Annotated in this window: 12 protein-coding genes; 2 read left to right on the top strand and 10 right to left on the bottom strand. The window is 53.9% G+C overall.

Annotation, left to right across the window (positions count from 1 at the left end):
* The first annotated feature begins 28 nt into the window (after positions 1–28).
* Positions 29–949: a PfkB family carbohydrate kinase gene (locus ABD931_RS18650; protein ID WP_345269396.1), complete on the top strand. Its 921-nt coding sequence runs from the start codon at positions 29–31 to the stop codon at positions 947–949.
* Between the two features lie 85 nt (positions 950–1,034).
* Here the strand turns inward: ABD931_RS18650 and ABD931_RS18645 are convergent, their stop codons facing one another.
* From ABD931_RS18645 to ABD931_RS18615, 7 genes are all read right to left on the bottom strand, one after another.
* Positions 1,035–5,864 carry a hypothetical protein gene (locus tag ABD931_RS18645; protein ID WP_345269395.1) on the bottom strand — a complete coding sequence of 1,610 codons (4,830 nt, stop codon included), beginning with the start codon at positions 5,862–5,864 and terminating at the stop codon, positions 1,035–1,037.
* A 3-nt stretch (positions 5,865–5,867) separates the two neighbouring features.
* Positions 5,868–6,695: a 50S ribosomal protein L11 methyltransferase gene (gene prmA / locus ABD931_RS18640; RefSeq protein WP_345269394.1), complete on the bottom strand. Its 828-nt coding sequence runs from the start codon at positions 6,693–6,695 to the stop codon at positions 5,868–5,870.
* Between the two features lie 69 nt (positions 6,696–6,764).
* Positions 6,765–7,007 (bottom strand): ATP synthase F1 subunit epsilon, encoded by a 243-nt coding sequence (atpC, locus tag ABD931_RS18635; protein WP_345269393.1) that lies wholly within the window; start codon positions 7,005–7,007, stop codon positions 6,765–6,767.
* 97 nt (positions 7,008–7,104) lie between these two features.
* A complete protein-coding gene (atpD, locus tag ABD931_RS18630) occupies positions 7,105–8,628 on the bottom strand; it encodes a F0F1 ATP synthase subunit beta (RefSeq protein WP_345269392.1) in 1,524 nt (507 codons plus the stop codon).
* A gap of 253 nt (positions 8,629–8,881) precedes the next feature.
* Positions 8,882–9,679: a tellurite resistance TerB family protein gene (locus ABD931_RS18625; RefSeq protein WP_345269391.1), complete on the bottom strand. Its 798-nt coding sequence runs from the start codon at positions 9,677–9,679 to the stop codon at positions 8,882–8,884.
* A 72-nt stretch (positions 9,680–9,751) separates the two neighbouring features.
* The gene (locus ABD931_RS18620; protein ID WP_345269390.1) at positions 9,752–10,957 is read right to left on the bottom strand and encodes an SDR family NAD(P)-dependent oxidoreductase; all 1,206 of its coding nucleotides are present in this window, start codon (positions 10,955–10,957) and stop codon (positions 9,752–9,754) included.
* Between the two features lie 50 nt (positions 10,958–11,007).
* Positions 11,008–11,973 carry a TIGR03885 family FMN-dependent LLM class oxidoreductase gene (locus ABD931_RS18615; protein WP_345269389.1) on the bottom strand — a complete coding sequence of 322 codons (966 nt, stop codon included), beginning with the start codon at positions 11,971–11,973 and terminating at the stop codon, positions 11,008–11,010.
* Positions 11,974–12,287: 314 nt separating this feature from the next.
* Here ABD931_RS18615 and ABD931_RS18610 point away from each other — a divergent pair, with 314 nt between their 5' ends.
* On the top strand, positions 12,288–12,428 hold the full coding sequence (locus ABD931_RS18610; protein WP_345269388.1) for a hypothetical protein: 141 nt from the start codon (positions 12,288–12,290) through the stop codon (positions 12,426–12,428).
* A 49-nt stretch (positions 12,429–12,477) separates the two neighbouring features.
* Here the strand turns inward: ABD931_RS18610 and treY are convergent, their stop codons facing one another.
* From treY to glgX, 3 genes are read right to left on the bottom strand one after another with little or no spacing between them, the layout of a single operon-like run.
* Positions 12,478–16,710, bottom strand: a complete 4,233-nt coding sequence (gene treY, locus ABD931_RS18605) for a malto-oligosyltrehalose synthase (RefSeq protein WP_345269387.1) — start codon at positions 16,708–16,710, stop codon at positions 12,478–12,480.
* Positions 16,703–18,544, bottom strand: a complete 1,842-nt coding sequence (gene treZ / locus ABD931_RS18600; protein ID WP_345269386.1) for a malto-oligosyltrehalose trehalohydrolase — start codon at positions 18,542–18,544, stop codon at positions 16,703–16,705. Before treZ ends, treY begins: the two co-directional genes overlap by 8 nt.
* On the bottom strand, positions 18,541–20,667 hold the full coding sequence (gene glgX / locus ABD931_RS18595) for a glycogen debranching protein GlgX (RefSeq protein ID WP_345269385.1): 2,127 nt from the start codon (positions 20,665–20,667) through the stop codon (positions 18,541–18,543). Before glgX ends, treZ begins: the two co-directional genes overlap by 4 nt.
* Between the last annotated feature and the right edge of the window lie 48 nt (positions 20,668–20,715).

The following is a 20,715-nucleotide window of genomic DNA, read 5'->3' as shown; positions in this document are numbered from 1 at the left end:
GCTACGGCGGACCGTTCAAACGAGAGAAATGAGCTTACTAACCATTGGATCAGTGGCGTTCGACGCCCTGGAGACGCCCTTCGGGAAGACCGATAAGATTATCGGTGGAGCCGCTACCTTTATTACGCTATCGGCCTCGTATTTCACAAAGCAGAACAACCTGGTGGCCGTTGTTGGTGGCGATTTTCCGCCGGAGATGATTAGTATTCTGGTGCAGCACGGCGTAAATACCGAAGGCCTGCAAATTCGCCAGGATGAGAAAACCTTCTTCTGGTCGGGGCGCTACCATAACGATATGAACACCCGCGATACGGTGGAGGTGCAGCTCAATGTGATGGAGAACTTCGACCCGATCATCCCTGAGTCGTACCAGAATTGCCAGTACCTGATGCTGGGGAATACGGCACCGGCGATTCAGAAAACGGTGATTGAACGCCTGAAAAACCGGCCGAAACTCATCATGCTCGATACGATGAACTTCTGGATGGAAATTGCGATGGACGACCTGCTACAGGTGCTGCCGCTGGTGGATGTGCTGACGGTAAACGACGAGGAAGCCCGTATTCTGACCAAAGAATACTCGCTGGTCCGGGCGGCCGCCAAAATACAGGAGATGGGACCGAAGACCGTTATTATCAAGAAAGGCGAACACGGTGCCCTGCTCTTCCACGAAGACCGGATCTTCTTTGCGCCGGCCCTCCCTCTCGAAGAAGTATTTGACCCCACCGGCGCGGGCGATACGTTTGCCGGCGGCTTTATCGGCTACCTGGCCAGCACCGATGATATTTCGTTCGATAACATGAAACGGGCTATTATTTATGGCTCCGCCATGGCCTCGTTCTGCGTGGAGAAATTTGGTGCCGAGCGCATCATCAATCTAACCGCCGACGATATCCGCAAGCGCGTCAGCGAATTCGTTCGCCTGTCGGCGTTTGGGATAGAAGAGTAAAATCAGCGGGCAGTTCTCAGTAGGCAGTAGGTACTCATCACCATCAAATATGTTGACTGCCCAATGCCTGCTGAGAACTGTCCACTTAAAACCCTTCCTTCTCCTCCACTTTCTTTTCTTTCTCCTTTTTCTTCTCGTCCTCTTTCTTCACCACTTTGGTGCCGGGTGCTTTGGGGATGGGTTTGGCTTTGGTCTTGTACTGATCGAGGTAGCGATCGACAAACATAGTTTTTTCATCGACACTAGCCGGCACAATTTCCAGCGATGATTTGCTGTTTTTAGAGCCTGCCGTGATGCGATCGTTCAGTTCCTGCTCGGAAGTAACAATGGCCAGTTGGCCGGGATGATAATCGTAGAAAAACCACACATCGGGCGACGACTCCAGATAAATAGTCACCTCATCGCCGGCTGCCCCTTTGCGAATTTCCACAAAGCCGTCCATCTGCGCATTTACATCAACCGTGTTCATGTTGGATATCCCTAACTGCCCGGTGCTGTAGAACGCGTTATATTTCTCCGACCACCGCAGATTGGCATTTGCCAGCACCAGCATGGCATTCAGCTTCGGCGACGCCTGCACCAGAGGTACGTGCTGGTTCTGGGCCTTATTCCGATACTCTTCCACCGCTTTTGCGCCGATGATGGGAGCCAGTTTATCCGACAAGCGGTTCAGGTCATCGTCGGCAGCCTCATCATTTTTCTCCTCCAGGTTGGCCTTAACCAGTTTCTCGGCCATAGCGGTGTTGAGCGGCTCAGCCACGGGGAAGTTAAACACCATAAATGTGTTAAGCCGGTACAGCGCACTATCTACGTTGATGCGTGCCGAACCGGAAGCCGTCAGGTACTGCGTCGGGTTCAGTAACGTCAGCGGCCCCTTAAAGGTCATACTACCTTTATTGTCATCAAACGTAAATGCGCCTTCTATGTCCTCCAGTCCGTCGGCTCCTTTCGATACAATCCGGAACACCTTATCTTTGGAGTCGTACCGCATCACTCCGGTAGCCGTGAAGATATCTTCGTCTTTCGGATCTTCTTTGGGCGACAGGAAAGTCGGGTAGATGCCCGTACTGCCGAGCCGGTAATGAATACCGGCTACCAGCGGCTGGTCTCCCTCGTTTTTAAGCTTGTTGTCGACTTTAATCTCGATCGACTCCACCACTTTCTCCTTGAAGGGTATCCAGCCGCTGATTAGATCCTGTCGCTTCTTCAGCGCCGGTTTGATATAGCCATCAATGGTCAGGTCTTTTTCCGGAGCCTGCATGGTAATATTCCCTTTGAACTGCATTTTGGGGGCCAGCAGCAGTTTGTCGTCTTCTTCAATTTCCGCACGAGCCACAGTATAGTAAGTGGTCAGCGGTTTCTGGCTGCTCCGGCGACGGGCCGATCGGGTATCGGCCACGACCCCGTTTGACGCCAGCACGGGCGCTTCCTTTAGATCAAAGCTGCCCATCTTGATGCTTGCCGTATCGCCCGCTGCGGTGGCAAACTGGTAGGTAGCATCTCCGGCAAACCGGGTACGGGACACGACCTGAATATTACCGTTTTTCAGCCGGTGGTGCAGGCTAATGGTATCCAGCTCCAGCCGGGCATTTTTCAGGGCCAGCATCTCGCCATTACGCCGAATAGAGACAACCCCCTTATCGGGATAAATACGGGCATCGGCCGAGTTGATGTAGGGTACTCCGCTGATGTTGAGCGTCATCTTCTCGACCTCATACACCGCAGCCGACCCGTTAAAGGTAAGCCCCTCCTGCTCCTCTCCCGTTGCGGTAAACGTCGATGTTTTCACATCGCCTTTCATCGCTATGGTTTTGGCACTGATATTCCACTGAGCGCGGTTGATAGACGTTTTATACGCAGCGTACGGAAACTCAAAACTGGATTCGAGGGTATCATCAATGCTCTGCTGTTTCTTATTGATGGTGAAGTTGACGATACTCTTTACCTGGTTGAAATCAACATCTACGTCGTTACCCAGCAGGATAGGCTTTCCGGCCTGTTTATCCGCAATGACCCGAAGCCGGGCCTTATCGGCCAAAAACCCTTCTTTGTTGAACTTGATATTTTCGGATATGGCCTCAATATCATTCCGGCGCAGGGTACCATTGCCGAACAGGCCGCTGGAGCGTAGTACCACATTGCCGTCCAGCTTGGTGGTGCCGTTGTAGAAATTGAAGTTATTGCCCTTGGTTATAATGACCATGCTATCTGCCTTAGGCCACCACTTCATAGTGTAATTGTTGAGCTGAACGTTGGGGAAATAGCCTTTTCCCACCACGCCTTCCCGGATCTGGCCGGCTTTACCCGATGTCACCAGCGAATCGGGCATAAACAACACGCCATCGGTGGTAAGACTGGCCGTGAGGTGATTCAGTACTCCGCCTTCGGCCCGGAGCCCTTCTTTATCCATGACCAGTTCTCCGGTCAGCTTTACGTTGGATTTGCTGCCGTAGACAGGATAACCGGCGGCCGGCGCCTTGTGCACAAAGCCGAGGGTATTGTCGGGCATGGTCTTCAACTCTGCTTTAAACGGCGGGAACATACCATTGGAGTAGAAGGTGCCAACAAACGATATATCGCCTTTTCCGATACTATCATTGTCGATGGCGGGTATTTTGAAATACACCTTCTCGTTATAGATTTTATCACCCCGTATAGGCTGGTTAAAATACACGGTCATACCTTCGGGCATAACCAGCCGCTGGGTCGTCTTTTTGTCTTTGATCCGCCCGGATTTATTGTCGGCGCTGCCGAAATACACCACGCCGGGTTTTTCGTATTTTATATCCCCCCCGACCTCGCCGGTTTTTCCCTGTGCCGCCAGCTTCTGCGGAGTGAAGGTAATGGAGTCGATCTTGTTGAGGTTCATGGAGAACTTGTCATAGTCGAACGCCAGGTCCCGGCCAGAGTAACGGATGGTGCCGGCCTTGAGCTGTCCATTCATCACAAAGGCACGTCCCTTGCCGATACGCAGGGTTTTATCGCTGGGAATACCGAAGATTTTCAGCGAATCGCTGATGATGAAGCGGTCTACCCCCCGCACGGTCAGGTATTTGTTTTTGTCTTTCAGATCGATGCTGGCGTTCTTGGTGCTGTCGCTGGAGACAAACATCGACTGCACCTGAAAGTTGTCGAAGTCGCGTTTCTGAGCATAGGCCAGGATGTACAGGACCCCTTTCCGGCTCAACCGCATCAGGCCCGTATTGGCGTCCTGATCGAGGTATCCCTCCCGCACCATCCGGTCGAGGGCTGCGCTGAGGGCATTAACGTTGACCTTAGCGAACTGCGCCAGATCATCGGGCAGGAAGGTCTGTGTCTTTTTGGTAGAAATATAGTTGGCCGCAATCTGGAGCGGATGAAAGCCGTAATCGACCGAAATGGTACTGTACCGCTGCGGGTCAAAGTAGTCGAACGACTCTAGCCGAATGGGCACTTCATGTTTAGCCCCAATCTGGTAAAAGTCTACTTTCTGACGCGGCACATCCCAGCGCACTACCTCCGGCAGAATATAAAATTTATGGTAGCTATCGGCATAGGGCACTTTACCATAGCCCAGGCGGTCAATTTTATTGAGCCAGGCAATACGCTCGGTGCGGTTGAAGCGGAACTGCACCGCCGGATGCGTTACCGAGTCGGCCTCGATATAGCCGGCAAAGGAGGCAACGGGAGCCGTAATGGTTGAATCGACAAACTCGAACCGGCGGCCGGCCACCCGGAACGAAGGCTTACCGTTGTGCTTAACCGTCAGCACCGAAAGCTGCCCGCTGGCCGATGCCCCAACGAGCCGGGTGCCCGACAACGCAAGACCACCCTTGTAGTCCAGGTCTGAGCCAAGCCCCGGCATAGTTACATCGCTTTGCCAGGACATAAAACGGGGATACGTAACCGGCTGATTAGCAGCCCTCTTTTTGCTGACATACTCAAAAACACCTTTAACCGGCCGGGAGCCCTGCCCCATCGTCAGCGTCACGTCATCTGCCGACAGGCGCGGGCTCATGGTGGCAAGGGTGTATTCATCCAGCGTAACAAAGATATCTGGCCGGCCGGCCAGCTCCCAGGTAAACTTTCCACCTTTGCCGACCCAGATACCGTCTTTGAGCATCAGATCCCCGCCAGTCTCCGACAACAGCACCGAGTCGCCGTTGGCAACCATCGCCAGCGTATTGTTTTTCAAGGTAAGCACCGGCCCGGTAACCGCAGGCATCGGCTTTAGCTGAGGAATAAATCGTGGTCCAAGCGGGCGGGTCTTGCCGGAATCGAGGGGAATGGGGTCATCCCAGCCATCAAAGCGGCTGGACGACGTAGCCGGAGCCGCCGTTGTACCCTCGGCATCCGTTGTTTTAGTGTCCGGCTGATTACCGGCATCTCTACCGGCGGCATCCAGATACCGAAGCGAGAAGGTGCCTCCGTGGGCGTAAAGCTTGTTGTAATTACCGGCATAGAGCAGCCGGCTCGTCAGGAAAAGCCGGAGCGTCTCCATTGTTTTGGCAAAAGCCTTCTGGTCGCTGTGCTCAACCGTTTTTTCGGCTACCGTCAGCAGGTTATCCAGCTCCTGTGCCGGCAGGGCTGGTTGTTGGGCATAGCTAGCCTGGTACAGCGACTCGTACAGCGGAGTAAAATGTGCCACCGGCTGGTAGCGTTTGGTGTTCATCTTACGGCTCAGGGCCATGATCCGCTCCCGCTGCTGCGGATTTAAGCGATTTTCTTCCCAGAGTGCCTGCAGGTTTTTCTGCGCCCTGACCGAAACCGGGCCACCGGTAGCCATCAATTTCTGAAGATCGCTCAGAAACTGATCCGGCTTATCGGATAGTTTTACTGCCTGACCATATACCGCCCCCCCCAGCGAAAGAGCAGCCAGGATGAGAAATCCCATCAGGCTCCGGCCAGCAGGCCCATAGGTGTAATAACGTTTCATAAGCTATTTCGTAAAACGAAGCGAGGCCCACTGGTTGCGTATCTGTTTACCGCTGATCGTCAGACCGGCTTCGATTGCTTTTTGTTCGATATCCGGACTGTCGTGTTCGTAAAAACCACTCACCAGAAGCGTACCTCCCGTATGCAATAAATTGGCGTACAATGGAATCTCGGCCAGCAGCACGTTCCGATTTATGTTGGCCAGCACAACATCGTACCGGTTGGTCGGGTCTACATCGGCAATGGTCCCCTGAAACACCTCTATCTGCGGGCAGTGGTTAAGTTCCGCATTTTCGCGGGCATTTTCAACCGCCCACTCCTCAATATCAAAAGCCAGGGCTTTGGCGGCTCCACGTTTGATCGCCATAATGGCCAGAATACCCGTGCCACTGCCCACGTCCAGCACGGTTTTGCCGGTATGGTCAATGGCTAGTTGGTGCTCCAGCATCATGGCGGTGGTTTCGTGGTGACCGGTACCGAACGACATCTTGGGATTAATCAGCATGTCGTAGGCGTACCGCTCGTCGGGCTTGTGAAAAGAAGCCCGCACCCGCACCAGACCGGCTACCTCAATCGGCTGATAATTACGCTCCCACTCCTCGTTCCAGTTCTGTTTCTCTAACGTACTGAATTGGTAGGCTATTGCGGTTTGACGCTCGTATTTAGTTACTAAATCCGCCAGTGCCGACGCGTCGAAATCGGATTCGAGCACGTAGGCATTCAGCCCCTCCTCGGTTTCAACGAAGGACTCATATCCCAGTTCGGCCAGTTCGGCCATCAGAATATCAGAAAACTCGGGGGAAACGGTTACTTGCAGTTCGATGTAATTCATAACCAAAGAAAACAAAAAAGGACAAGCCCTGAGTAAGCCTGTCCTTCATACCATTTGAGTAAATGCTTTTTACAGCACCGCTTCGGCCAGTACCAGCACGCGGTTGCGGAGTACTTCAACGACGCCACCATCTACGGTGATGACCTGCTGCCCGGCACCACCATTGATGGTTACCGGACCACGAGCCAGGGTACTCACCAGCGGAGCGTGGTCGTTCAGCACCTGAAATTGCCCTTCGGTTCCCGGAAACGTCACCGACGTTGCTTCTCCGGAAAACACCTTCCGGTCGGGAGTAATTATGTCGAGTTGCATTTTTTTATCGTTTGAGGTTTGAGGTTTAAGGTTTGAGGTTTGAAGTCAAACCAGCGGAGCAACTTCAAACCTTAAACCTTAAACCTCAAACGATTTCTTATTGCCCTGCTTCCTTCATCAGGCGCTCGCCTTTGGCAACGGCATCTTCGATGGTGCCCACCAGGTTAAAGGCGGCTTCCGGCAGGTGGTCATACTTACCGTCGATGATTTCGTTGAAGCCTTTAATGGTGTCTTCGATGGGGACGAGTACACCCTTCAGACCGGTAAACTGCTCGGCTACGTGGAACGGCTGCGACAGGAAACGCTGTACCCGACGGGCACGCGCCACTACCAGCTTATCTTCTTCCGACAATTCTTCCATACCGAGGATGGCGATGATGTCCTGCAGTTCTTTGTACCGCTGCAGAATCTCTTTCACGCGCTGCGCGGTGTTGTAGTGCTCCTCACCAACAACCTCGGCACTCAGAATCCGGGAGGTTGAATCCAGCGGATCCACGGCCGGGTAAATCCCCAACTCGGCAATCTTACGGCTCAGTACCGTTGTGGCGTCAAGGTGGGCGAAAGTAGTGGCCGGTGCGGGGTCGGTCAAGTCATCGGCGGGTACGTATACTGCCTGTACCGACGTAATAGAACCCCGCTTTGTTGAGGTAATCCGCTCCTGCATGGCACCCATTTCGGTAGCCAGCGTAGGCTGATACCCTACGGCCGACGGCATCCGGCCCAACAGAGCCGATACCTCAGAGCCAGCCTGGGTAAAGCGGAAGATGTTATCGATAAAGAACAGAATGTCGCGGCCCTGTCCGGTACCGTCGCCGTCGCGGAAGTGCTCGGCAATGGTCAGACCCGACAGCGCTACGCGGGCACGGGCTCCGGGAGGCTCGTTCATCTGACCGAAGATAAAGGTCGCCTGGCTTTCGGCCAGTTCAGCCGGGTCTACTTTCGACAAGTCCCAGCCTCCTTCTTCCATCGAATGCTTAAAGGCCTCGCCGTAGCGGATAATACCGGCTTCGATCATTTCGCGGAGCAGGTCATTTCCTTCGCGGGTACGCTCACCCACCCCGGCAAACACCGACAGACCAGCGTACGCCTTAGCAATGTTATTGATCAGTTCCTGAATAAGTACGGTTTTACCTACCCCAGCACCGCCGAAGAGACCAATCTTACCACCTTTGGCGTACGGCTCCAGCAGGTCGATCACTTTGATACCGGTGAAAAGCACTTCGGTTGAGGTTGCGAGGTCTTCGAACCGGGGAGCCGCCCGGTGAATCGGCAGACCACCCGTGCTTTTTGGCTGGGGAATACCATCGATAGCCTCACCAACCACGTTGAACAGACGGCCTTTGATGCCCTCGCCCGTCGGCATGGTGATTTGGCCACCCAGGTGGATAACATCCATACCCCGCTGCAAACCGTCGGTCGAGTCCATCGCGATGGTCCGAACCCGGTCTTCGCCGAGGTGCTGCTGGGTTTCCAATATTACTTTCTGGCCATTGGTCTTGGTGACTTCCAGCGCGTCGAGAATCGCCGGTAGCCGCGACCCTTCGCCCTCAAAGCTCACGTCAACAACCGGACCGATTACCTGGGTAACCTTTCCCTTATTTGTTGCTGTTGCAGTTATCATTGCGTATTGAAGTAGGTATAAAAGAAGTTGCCTTATGATTCGGCACGCAAAATTACAGGAAAATTAGCGTAAACCCAAGTCTGAACTTCATCTAATTATGAGCGCACTAAAGCAAAAATCGTTTTAAAATTAGCTTTTTAGCCGCTCCGGCCTGCCTTACGCGGCCCACTGGTGATTTGTACAAAAAAGGGATTATGCCACCGGAGCCAGGTAGGCCCGGCGGCATAATCCCCATCCCATTCTATGGTATGTATTACCAGCCAAATCCGCCCCGTCGACGGCCGCCACCCAATATACCACCCAGCAAACCACCCAATCCGCCCGAACGCATACTATCATACCCCGGCCTGCCATTCAATCCGCCCAATATCGAAATCAACGATCCCATGCCACCGCTATGCCGGCCACTCCCGCGATACATACCGCCCCCGCCCAACAAGCTGCCCAACAGCCCACCACCAATCATGCTACCCATACCACCTCGCCGTCGGCCACCCCGCATCATCCCCGCAATAACGATTGGTGCCAGAATACCCAGCATCCCCTGCACCATCTGTGGAGAAATATTAACGTTTTTAAACATATCGCCAAAGCCGCTCTTGTTCAGAAAGGATGGCGAAGTAGGATCTTCGCCCCGCTGCTGCGCTTCGCCGGCTTTGTCGACAAACTGATCCAATATACTAAACTGCTCCTGGGTAACCTCCAGGTAAGCCGCCATATCTTTTATACGGTCCTGCTCATCCGGCGAGTAGTTGCCGTCGGATTTGGCGAAACTGATAATATCGGTGATAAACGAAAAACGGAGCTGGCTGCCTTTCAGGGTATTCAGGCAGCGCTGAAGGCTAATAGCAGACGGGTTGTTGGCAATCTGCACCACCTCTTCCCGCATGTTCTCGGGGAGTTCGGCGGCTTCGCCCATCAGGCGCAGAAACTCCAGTTCTTCGGGCGATACATTGCCGTCGGCCGAAGCCATGGTCGCTAATGCGCCAAAGTAAGCCCCCCGTTCTTCTAATGAGTAGTCTTTGAGTAAGGTCTGTTGCTGCTGCTCCATACGTTGATGAATTAACATCAATATGGCAACAGAAGCGTATAAAACAATCCTGTTGCCATACGTAGCCTATCCTTAGGACATTGCGTCGACGACTGCTTTTCTAACGCTGGACCAGGCATCTTTGGCACCGTGTCTGGCGTCTGACCAGGATTCCTGGGTGCCATCCTTACCGCTCGCCCAGGTATCTTTGGCGCTATTTTTACCAGCCGACCAACGGTCTTTTGCTTCGTCTTTAGTGTTTGCCCACGTCTTTTTAGCGCTGTTTTCCGCATCTGACCAGGTATCGGCAACACTGTCTTTCATATTGTTAAAAGCATTGGCCACTTTCGACTTAGCTCTGCTGAACTTATACCGATACCGGAGCTGGTCGTACGCACTGGTGTTGTTATACACGGCTACGGCCGCAATACCGATCAGGATAGCGGCAGCTGCACCGATGCCCCAGGCCAGGCTTGAGTTTGTCGAAGAACCGTCCAGTTCTTCATCCTTTGGCTCCATGTTTTTGCGCATCATGGCGTTCAGAGCCTCCTCCGGCGCAATATGGGCCAGCACCTCATATGACTTATTACCCAGGCCGCCCGCAACCACTTTGGCTTCTCCTTTCATCAGGGCCTTATACCCATCTTTAGCCACCATCACCGGGTCATCCAGCTTTTCGGTAACTTTGGTATTCTCGGCACCGGCTTTGTTAAAGAAATCGGTATCCGTGGCATTGGGCAGCAGCGCCGTAATGGTGACGTTGGTATCTTTCAGTTCATTTACGAGCGACTGCGTGAAATTATAGACATACGCCTTGGTACCGGCATACACGGCCATCAGCGGATTCGGCATGATGGATACAATCGAGGCCAGATTCAGAATCTTACCTTCATTGCGGGCAACCATATCCTTCAGGAACAGCTTGGTCAGGTGCGTCAGCGTAATGGTATTCAGGTGAATCATCGCGCTTTCTTTCTCCCAATCTGTTTCGGTAGCAAACATACCGTGCAGCCCCACACCGGCATCGTTCACCAGCACGTTGACAGTGATACCCTGCCCGGTAACCTCATCGTACACGTCGCGGGCCGCATTCTCCTTCGACAAATCTTTGTCGACAATAGTGACCTGCTGAAGGCCATGCTGTTGCTTCAGTTCATCGCCAAACTGCTGCAAGTTGTCTTCGCTCCGGGCAACCAGAACGAGGTTATAGCCGTCCTTAGCAAATAACTTTGCTAGCTCCCGGCCAATGCCGCTGGAGGCCCCCGTGATCAGGGCTGTTTTTTGTGATTCTGTATTCATAATCGTTGATTTGTTGGTCTTTATGGTTAACTATCAGGAAGAGATGATGTTTATTTTGTTAGCAGCGCAGGCAGCACTCGTTCGCCAAATACGTCGATAAACCGCTCGTGCTCCAGGTTGACATTATGTAGATAAAGCTGCTCAAAGCCTATGTCGAGGTACGTCTGCAACCAGGCAATATGGCGGGCCGGGTCCGACGAAATGTTTACCATATTGGTAATTTCATCGGGTTTCACCATCTGGCCGATGGCTTCAAACTGTTCCGGCATTCGTAATTCGGTCAGGGCATTGTTAGGGAACACATTGGAGCGCCATTGTTGGTGAGCGCCCTGTAGCGCTGTTTCCTCAGTATCGGCGTAGGAGAGCTGCACTTTCAGGTTCATGGGTTTGCCCTCGCCCCCACCGCGCCGGAACGCATCCACAACCTCCTGCAGCTTTTCCCGGGGCTGCGAAATCGTCAGCAGGCCATCCGCCCAACTACCCACCCATTCGGCGGTTTTGGCGGTAACGGCGGCCCCAAAAATCAGGGGCTTTACGGTCGGGCGGGTAAACAGAATAGCGTCCTCCACCGTTACCAGGCCCTTATGGGTCACTGTTTCGCCGTTCCAGAGCGCTCGCATAATATCGACACACTCTTTTAGCCGAACGTTCCGGTCGGCTTTGGATGGCCACTTGTCGCCGGTAATATGTTCGTTGAGCGCCTGCCCGGAGCCTACAGCAATCCAGAATCGCTCCGGAAACAATTCGGCCAGGGTAGCTGCGGCCTGGGCAATGATGGCCGGGTGGTAGCGCTGACCAGGCGCATTGACCACGCCAAAGCTCAGGTTGGTAGCCTGCAAAGCCGCGCCCAGCCACGACCAGGCAAAGCCGCTTTCGCCCTGGGTATTACTCCAGGGATGAAAGTGGTCGGAGCAGGAACCGGCCGTAAACCCAGCCTGCTGGGCCAGTCGAACGTTCCTTAGTAATGTGCTGGGCTTAAATTGTTCGTGCGAGGAGTGGTATCCAATCTTAATCATAACGTATTTGAGCAGAAAGATCTTTGTAGGCATCCTGTACCTCTTCGGCTTTTCGTTCGGTTTTAGACTCGCAACCGAATTGCGTTATACTACCCAGTATAGTCAGAAAGCGTCAAGGTCAGAATCCAATATTTCGTTTTCATTGTTAAATAAGTTGATCATAACGTATGGGGGAATAACCGCCCTATTCACCTGATGTTCAAAAAAATCCACCATGCTACTGTCAACTATACCAGCAGGGTGCTGGTATAGAGAGGCCTGTTTTCACCATTATTGCCGTTGTAGCGGGGGAGCTAATCTGGGGCATTCCGGATATGATTCTGTCTGAACCCTTGTTTGCCATTGTCCGTATCGTTTGCTCGCACCTTTCGGAACTGCACCCCTACTCTTTCCTGCTGGAAGATGAGGTAGAAGACCCTAAATGGGTGGATACGCTGAAAGAAACGTTTGAATAACTAAGAAGCTGAGTAACCAGCCGACATGGCTGGTTACTCAGCTTCTTAGTTATCGCCGGTTGAACAGCCTGGTCATTTTCCGCAGCCATTTCTCTTCGGCCTGGGTCAACTGCCCCGGCTTCAGCCGCCACAGCCAGTTGTTTTCGCCTGAGCCGGGGGTGTTCAGCCGGGCGGTTTCGTCCAGACCGATTACATCCTGCACCGGCAGCATGGCAATGCGGGCCACGGAGCCGTAGATGAGCCGGGCCAGGACCTTATGCACGTCTTTTTCACGTACGGCGGTGCCCACATACTGATCCAGCCGCTTGCGATCCTCTTTGGCGGCATCTTTGCGGTACCAGCCTACCGTAGTGTTGTTATCGTGCGTTCCGGTATAAGCTACGCAGTTGGTGGTGTTGTAGTTATGCGGAATATGTTCGGTTACCGGCAGGGAGTCGTTAAAGGCAAACTGCACCACGCGCATACCGGGCAGGTTAAATTCATCGCGGAGCTGGTACACCGGCTCATCAATGTCGCCCAGGTCTTCGGCCACCAGCGATAGGTGGCCTAATTCTTCTTCCAAAATCCGGAACAGTTCGGCACGCGGACCGCGTTTCCACTGGCCATTCCGGGCGGTTTTCTCGCCGGCGGGCACATCCCAGAAATCGGCAAAGGCGCGGAAGTGGTCCAGCCGCAGCAGGTCGAACAACTGCATGTTTTTGCGGATGCGCTGTATCCACCAGTCGTAACCGCGTTCTTTCAGCACATCCCATTTAAAGGTAGGCATGCCCCAGAGCTGGCCGTCTTCGCTGAAATAATCCGGGGGTACACCGGCAACGCCGGTCATCTTCCCCTCGTCATCGACGTTGAAAATGTCGCGGTTCGACCATACATCCACGGAATCGTAGCTGATGTAAAACGGAAGGTCGCCGAAGAGCTGAATGTCCAGGCTGTTGCAGTACGCCTTGAACTCCCGCCAGTGTTTGGCAAAGACAAACTGCAGCCATTTGATCTTGTGCAGCGTCTCGGCGTGTTCGTCGGCAAACGCCTGTAATGCCTCGGGGTCTCGTTTTTTGTACTGATCCGGCCACTGAAACCACGGTTTGCCATTATGCTGCTGTTTCAGGGCCAGGTAAACGGCAAAGTCATCGAGCCAGTTGGCCTCCCGTTCGCAGAACTGCTCAAACGCCTGCTGGAGTTCGGGCGACGCACCCTGGACAAAATTGGCGTATGCCTGATCGAACAGTTTTTCTTTCACTCCCTCAGCGGCCCCAAAATCTACTTTATCGGTTGATTCGAGGTGATATTTCTTCAGGTCTTTTTTGTCCAGCAGTCCTTCGTCGACCAGCAATTCGGGACTGATGAGGAGAGTATTACCGGCAATACTACTGATAGCGCTGTAGGGCGAATACCCCTGCGCCTTCTCCGCCATGTTGAGTGGGAGTAGCTGCCAGTATTTTTGTCGGCTGCGAAACAGGAAATCAGCAAACGCCCGTGCTTCCGGCCCCATATCGCCAATGCCGAACGGCGAGGGCAGCGAGGTGATGGACAACAGGATACCGGCGGCCCGGTTAGTTACCGGCTGCTGCATCTTCAGCACCGCCAGCGGGAATCGCTTAAAGAGGTCTTTGACGGCAAGTTCATTATCATGCTTGCCCTTAGTCTTCAGCAGTAAGCTTTCCCACTCATCCGGAGCATTGGCCGGCAGCACAATCCGGGTATCTTTCCAGTCCAGATCCAGCACATCTTCCTTCTGCTTCCGGCTCAGTGCTGCCAGGTGCAGGGGCACGGCCACCACATACCAGGTGCCCTGGTGCCGACGCGCAAAGGCCAGCACATGGTCTTTGTGTTTTCCTGCTACGGTGAGCGGTATATACTTGCCCTTCGCAAAAACGTCGGCCTGCTGCTTCCGTTCGTTCAGCAGCGTATGCACCAACCAGAGCTTAATGCGGGCGTCGTAGCGATTTTTCCAGAGTTCTTTCAGCAAGGCTTCTGGCTTGTCTTTGGCGCGGGCTTCTATATCATCCAGCCATTGCTCCCGCTGCTCGTAATTCACCGCCCGCCGGTTGTCGGGGTCTACCAGGCTCAGGTCCCAGAGTTCGGTGCCCTGGTAGACATCGGGTACGCCGGGGCAGGTAAATTTCAGCACCAACTGTGCCAGCGAGTTTACTACGCCAAAATCCACAACCTTCTGGTGGAGTTTCCGAAAACTTTTCCAGAACGGGCCTTTCTCTTCCAGAAGCCGAACCGCAAAGTCTTTGGTAGCCTGCTCGTAGGTCTCGTTAGGCGTGGTCCAGTTGGACTGTTGCTTAGCCTCGCGCAGGGCTTTTTCCAGATACGCCTGCAGCCGGTTCCTGTAATCATCCTCGTCCTGATTGGGCATCCGGTAGGAGCCGATCAGGGTCTGATAAATAAAATATTCGTCGTTGGAGTAAGGGGCATCATTTTTCTTCAGGCCGGCGTTGATGCGCTGCCACTCCTGTACGGCTTCGGTCCATTCGTCGGCCAGGTCGGTCAGCACGTTCAGGCGGGCGCGTACGTCTTCACCCCGCTTGGTATCGTGCGTGGAGGTGGCGTTGATAGACAGCGGCCAGTTTTGCTGCCGCTCCTGCATTTTCCGGTGAAACTCCCCGGGCGAGATGCCGAACACCTCAGGCGAGTCGCCAACTTCATTATGACCGATAAAGCGGTTGTAGGTATAAAACAGCGTATCTTCTACGCCTTTAGCCATCAGCGGCCCCGTAAACTGCATGCACCGCTGGTAGAAACGCTGCGCATTGCGGTTGTACTCTTCATCGCCTTCGGCCGGTTTGCGGAGCATCACGTTTTCCAGCAAATCGACGGCCGCGCCGAGTTCGGGTTTACGCTGCCGGACACCGCTCAGGATTTCCTGCACGGCCGCTGTTTCTTCGGCTCCCAGCGGTAGTTTATTGCCATAGTAGCGGTACACCGGACACAGAATCAGCAGTTCACCGATTGCCTCTTTCAGCACGTCGGATCCTATTTCGGCCAGCATCTGCTCATCGGCCAGATTCAGTACCAGAAAGAGCTGGTACAGGTTTTCGTGTTCCCCGGCCATGTGCTCCCGAAGAATAGCGGCTTTCTTCTGCAGGATCTGCTCATGCACCGGCGTACTGTCGCCAACCAGCTTTTGATAAAACTGCGTGAAGGTCTCTTCGCTCTCCCGGTTGGTAAACAGGTTATTGACTATCGAGAGAAAATCATAGCCGGTATTGCCCTGAATGGGCCAGCTTTTGGGTATATCCTCGCCCGGCTCCAGAATCTTCTCCACTACAATATAGGTTTCGTCTCCGGCCATTTCGCGCAGGTTTTCCAGGTAGCCGGTAGGGTCAAAGAGCCCGTCGATATGGTCAATGCGCAGTCCCTGGAACACGCCTTGCCCGACCATCTTTTTAATAAGCTTGTGGTAGTGGTCGAACACGTCTTTGTCCTGGATGTTGAGGCAAATCAGGCTGTTGACGGTGAAGAAGCGCCGGTAGTTGATCTGCGTATCCGTTTCGCCGTAGTAGCAAAGCCGGTAGATCTGCTCGTCGGAAATTTGTCTCAGCAACTCCTTATTTTTGTTTACGGCGTTCAGACAGGCATCTACTCCCGATTGCACGGCTTCGTTTTTCATCAGCGACCCCATCTGAAGGCGTAACTCTTCCCAGCGGATGGCGTAAGCTTTAGGCTCGTCGATGTCGTGCAGGTCATTGATCTGACCAATCAGTTGCTGAACAACATCGGAGGGTTGTTCAGGACCGGATTTGAGGATGGTAGCGTAGGAACGCAGGTGCAGCGGGTAGTCGGTGTCGTAATAGCGGAAATAGAAACGGTTGTCCTCGTACACGATGCTTAACTCGCCGTTCGCGATAACTTCGTCCAGCGGTGCGCCCAGAAAAGGCACCATAATGCGGCCCCGGTAGAGCTTACCTGTCCAGGCGACATCGAAGAAAGCCGCATATTCGGAAATCTGTCCTTTTTCGAGGACATCCGTCAGCCAGGGGTTATCGGGGTGGAAGGCCATGTGGTTGGGCACAATGTCCTGCAGCCAGCCGATGCCCTGGTCTTTCAGGCTCTGACTGACGTCCTGCAATTGCTTTCGGGTGCCAATACCCGGGTTGGCGCGATGGGGGTTTACACCGTCGTAGCCGTGGGTACTGTCGGCGGGTGCTTCAAAGATAGGTGAGGCATAGACGGTACCCACTCCGAGCTTCTGGAGATAGGGAATAATGCGATCTAAATCGTCGAATGTGAACTCACCATGAAACTGCAATCGGTAGGTGGCAACGGGGTTATACATGGCTGGTATAGAGTGAGAAGGATTCGGGCTGTAAGGTAATGGATGATGCGCTGGAAACAAATTCAGGTGATAGAACGGCACCACCCCACTGAGTGTCAGCCGAATTCAGCAGCTTTTGCCACTGCCCGCTAAACCCGTCAAACGGTACGTGCTGAGGTTCTGTAGAGAAGTTCATCAGGGCCAGCATGTGCTGGTCTTCATGCCAGCGGTGCAGTACCAGCGTCTTGTTGGCTTCATCAACGTTTACCTTCAGATGCTGACGATTCAAATGCCGCAACGCCGGATGTTGTTTGCGCAGGCTGATAAGCGTCTGGTAATAGCGGAACAGCGTAGCGTGGGGTTCCTGATTTACCCGTTCCCATTGTAGTTTCGACTGCTGAAAGGTTTCTTCGGCTGTCGGGTCGGGCGCTTCGCCTTCCAGGTGGAAGTGAGCGAACTCTTTCTTGCGCCCTTTTCGCACAGCCTCGGCCAGTTCAGGGTCGGTATGGCTGACGAAGTACTGGAATGGGTTCGGCTCATTATACTCCTCACCCATAAACAGCATGGGCAGGTACGGACTGACCAGCATAGCCCCGGCTACCAGCTTCTGCATCTCAAAACTGACCAACTGCCCAAGGCGATCGCCCATCATGCGGTTGCCCACCTGATCGTGGTTCTGGGTAAAGACCACAAACTGCTTCCCCGGATTAGCCTCCGCCTTAATGCCGAAGCGTTTGTTGCGGTGCGGTGAATACTGCCCGTCGTATACGTAAGCGTCCCGGTACGTTTTGGCCAGGTGGGCGATGCCGGTAAAATCGGAGTAGTACCCGCTTTGCTCACCCGTTGCCGTTACCCGCAGAGCGTGGTGAAACTCATCGATCCACTGCGCATCCATGCCGTAGCCCTGCTGGTCGAGCGGATTGATAAACCGGGTATCGTTCAGGTCCAGTTCCACAATGAGGTAATGCGGCCGGCTCGTTTCGATCATCAATTGGTCGACATGCTGTTTGATTTCGCGCAGGATATGAGTAGGGCTAAAATCCTTGATGGCGTGAACGGCATCCATCCGCAGGGCATCAATGTGGAAATCCCGGAACCACATCAGCGCGTTTTCAATGAAGTACCGCCGGACGCCGTCGCACCAGGCATCGTCAAAATTGATAGCCTGGCCCCAGGGTGTGTTGTATTTATCGGTGAAGTACGGCCCATAATTGCTGAAATAATTGCCTTCCGGCCCCATGTGATTGTACACCACGTCGAGCACCACGGCAATGCCTTTCTGATGACAGGCGTTCACCAGCTGCTGCAGGCCACGGGCACCCCCGTAGGAGTTTTGAACGGCAAACGGGTAAACGCCGTCGTAGCCCCAGTTGCGGGAGCCGGGAAACTGCGCCACCGGCATAATCTCAATGGCGTTGACCCCCAATTGCTTCAGGTAGTCCAGTTTGGCTTCAATAGCGGCAAAGGTACCCTCCGGCGTAAAGGTGCCGGTATGCAGTTCATACATCACATACTCCTCCAGCGGCAGGTTTTTCCATTGGTGATCTGTCCACTTAAAATTCGACAGGTCCAGCGCCTGTGAGGCCCCGTGTACGCCCTCCGGCTGGGAAAGCGAGGCCGGGTCAGGGCGCTCGGTTTCGCCGTTCAGCAGAAACCTGTACAGGTCACCAGGCTGAAGTTCGTCGGTTGTCAGCGACCAGTAGCCGTATTCGTTTTCGGTAAGCGGCAGGCATTTGGCGTTTTTCACCAAACAGATTTCTACGGTCACAGATAGGGGAGACCAAACAACTACCTCCGCTTTACTATTGTGGAAGGTAGCCCCCAGGGAACGTTGCGCGGTACTTACTGAATTCATACTAAAGGTTGTTTAAGCAAGACAACCGAGCGACCCTCTACCTTAATAGTGTCGCCGGCTTCGTAAGATGTACTTTCGTCGGCTACTTTGTTTTCACTGGTATCCAGCACTTCAATCCACTGATTCCCCCACCGTTCGGGTGGTAACCGGAATGTAAGCATCTCATGATGCGCGTTGAAAATGATGTAAAAACTATCGTCCAGAATTTTTTCGCCTTTCGGCCCGACGGAGCGAATTCCCCGGCCGTTTAGAAAGATGCCCAACGATTTGGCGTAGTCGTGGTTCCAGTTTTCTTCGCTCATTTCGGTACCGTCCGGCCGAAACCAGGCAATATCTTCCAGACCAATACCCTTAATGGGCTGCCCCTTGAACCACCGCCGGCGCCGGAACGTGGGGTGCTTGACCCGCAGCCGGATCAGCTTGCGGGTAAACTCCAGCAGGGCTTTATCGGCCTTTTCCCAGTTGAGCCAGGAAATTTCGTTATCCTGGCAGTAAGCGTTGTTGTTGCCGTGCTGCGTCTGCCCGAATTCGTCGCCGGCCACCAGCATGGGTACGCCCTGAGACAGAAACAACGTAGTCAGAAAATTGCGCTTCTGCCGGTCCCGGAGTTGGTTAACGGCCCGGTTCCGGGTTGGCCCCTCTACGCCACAGTTCCAGGAGCGGTTATGGCTGTCGCCATCCATATTGTTTTCGCCATTGGCCAGGTTGTACTTTTCGTTGTACGACACCAGGTCGTTCAGCGTAAAGCCGTCGTGGGCCGTCACGAAATTGACGCTGGCAGTCGGCCGGCGGTAGTCGTCGCGGTACAGGTCGGAGCTACCGGTAAACCGCTCGGCAAATTCGGCCAGCATACTATCGGCTCCCCGCCAGTAGTCCCGGATACAATCGCGGTATTTTCCGTTCCACTCGGCCCAGCCCGGCGGAAACTTGCCGACTAGATAGCCGCCTTCGCCGATGTCCCAGGGCTCGGCAATAAGTTTAACCTGCGAGATAACCGGGTCCTGGTGGATGATGTCAAAAAAGGAACCCAGCCGGTCTACGGCGTGCAGCTCCCGCGCCAGTGTAGCCGCCAGGTCGAAGCGGAAGCCGTCGACGTGCATTTCCAGAATCCAATAGCGCAGGCTGTCCATGATGAGCCGGAGCACATTGGGCTGCATGGCGTTGAGGGTGTTGCCGGTGCCGGTATAATCCATGTAATACCGGCCATCGCCCGCCAGGCGGTAATACGATGCATTATCAATACCCCGGAACGACAGCGTAGGGCCTAAGTGACTGCCTTCGCCGGTATGGTTGTAGACCACATCCAGAATGACCTCAATGCCGGCTTTGTGCAGTTCTCTGACCATTGTTTTAAACTCTGTCACCTGTTCGCCCAGGGTTCCGCTGCTGGAGTACCGCACGTCGGGCGCAAAGTAGCCGATGGTATTGTAGCCCCAGTAGTTGGTAAGTCCCTGCTCTTTCAGGTGCCGGTCGGCCACAAAATGATGCACGGGCATTAGCTCCAGCGCCGTGATACCCAGCTCCTTCAGATATCCGATGGTCACCGGATGGGCCAGAGCCGCGTAGGTGCCCCGAATCTCTTCGGGTATATCCGGGCACAGTTTGGTAAAGCCTTTTACGTGGGCTTCGTAGATAATGGTTTTGTGGTAGGAAATCTTGGGCTGCTTAACGCCCTGCCAGTCAAAGGCTGAGTCGACCACGACCGACCGCGGAATGTAGGGCGCGCTGTCGATCCCGCTGAAGCTCAGGTCTTCGTCCGGGTGACCGACTTCGTACCCAAACAAGGCATCGTGCCAGTCGATGGTACCCGAAATAGCCTTAGCGTACGGATCGATCAGGAGTTTGTTTGGATTATAGCGGTGGCCATTCCACGGCTCAAACGGGCCGTATACCCGATAGCCGTAAAGCTGACCCGGCTTCAGGTCGGGTACATATACGTGCCATACATGATGTGACCGCTCACTAATGCGGATTTTGACAGATTCGGCATCATCTTCTTTGGATTGAAACAGGCAAAGGTCTACGCCATAGGCGTTATCGGCATAAAGCGCAAAATTTACACCTTTGCCATCCCAAGTGGCACCTAAGGGAAAGGGACTCCCCGGATAAACAGCAATAGTCATGTGTAAGGTAGAATGTTTAGCGTTCAGGTATGTTTTTCGATGGCAACA

The sequence above is a fragment of the Nibrella viscosa genome, from assembly GCF_039541875.1.
In the GTDB taxonomy this organism is placed as follows: Bacteria; Bacteroidota; Bacteroidia; order Cytophagales; family Spirosomataceae; genus Nibrella; species Nibrella viscosa.
This window is presented reverse-complemented; position numbering and strand designations above follow the sequence as displayed.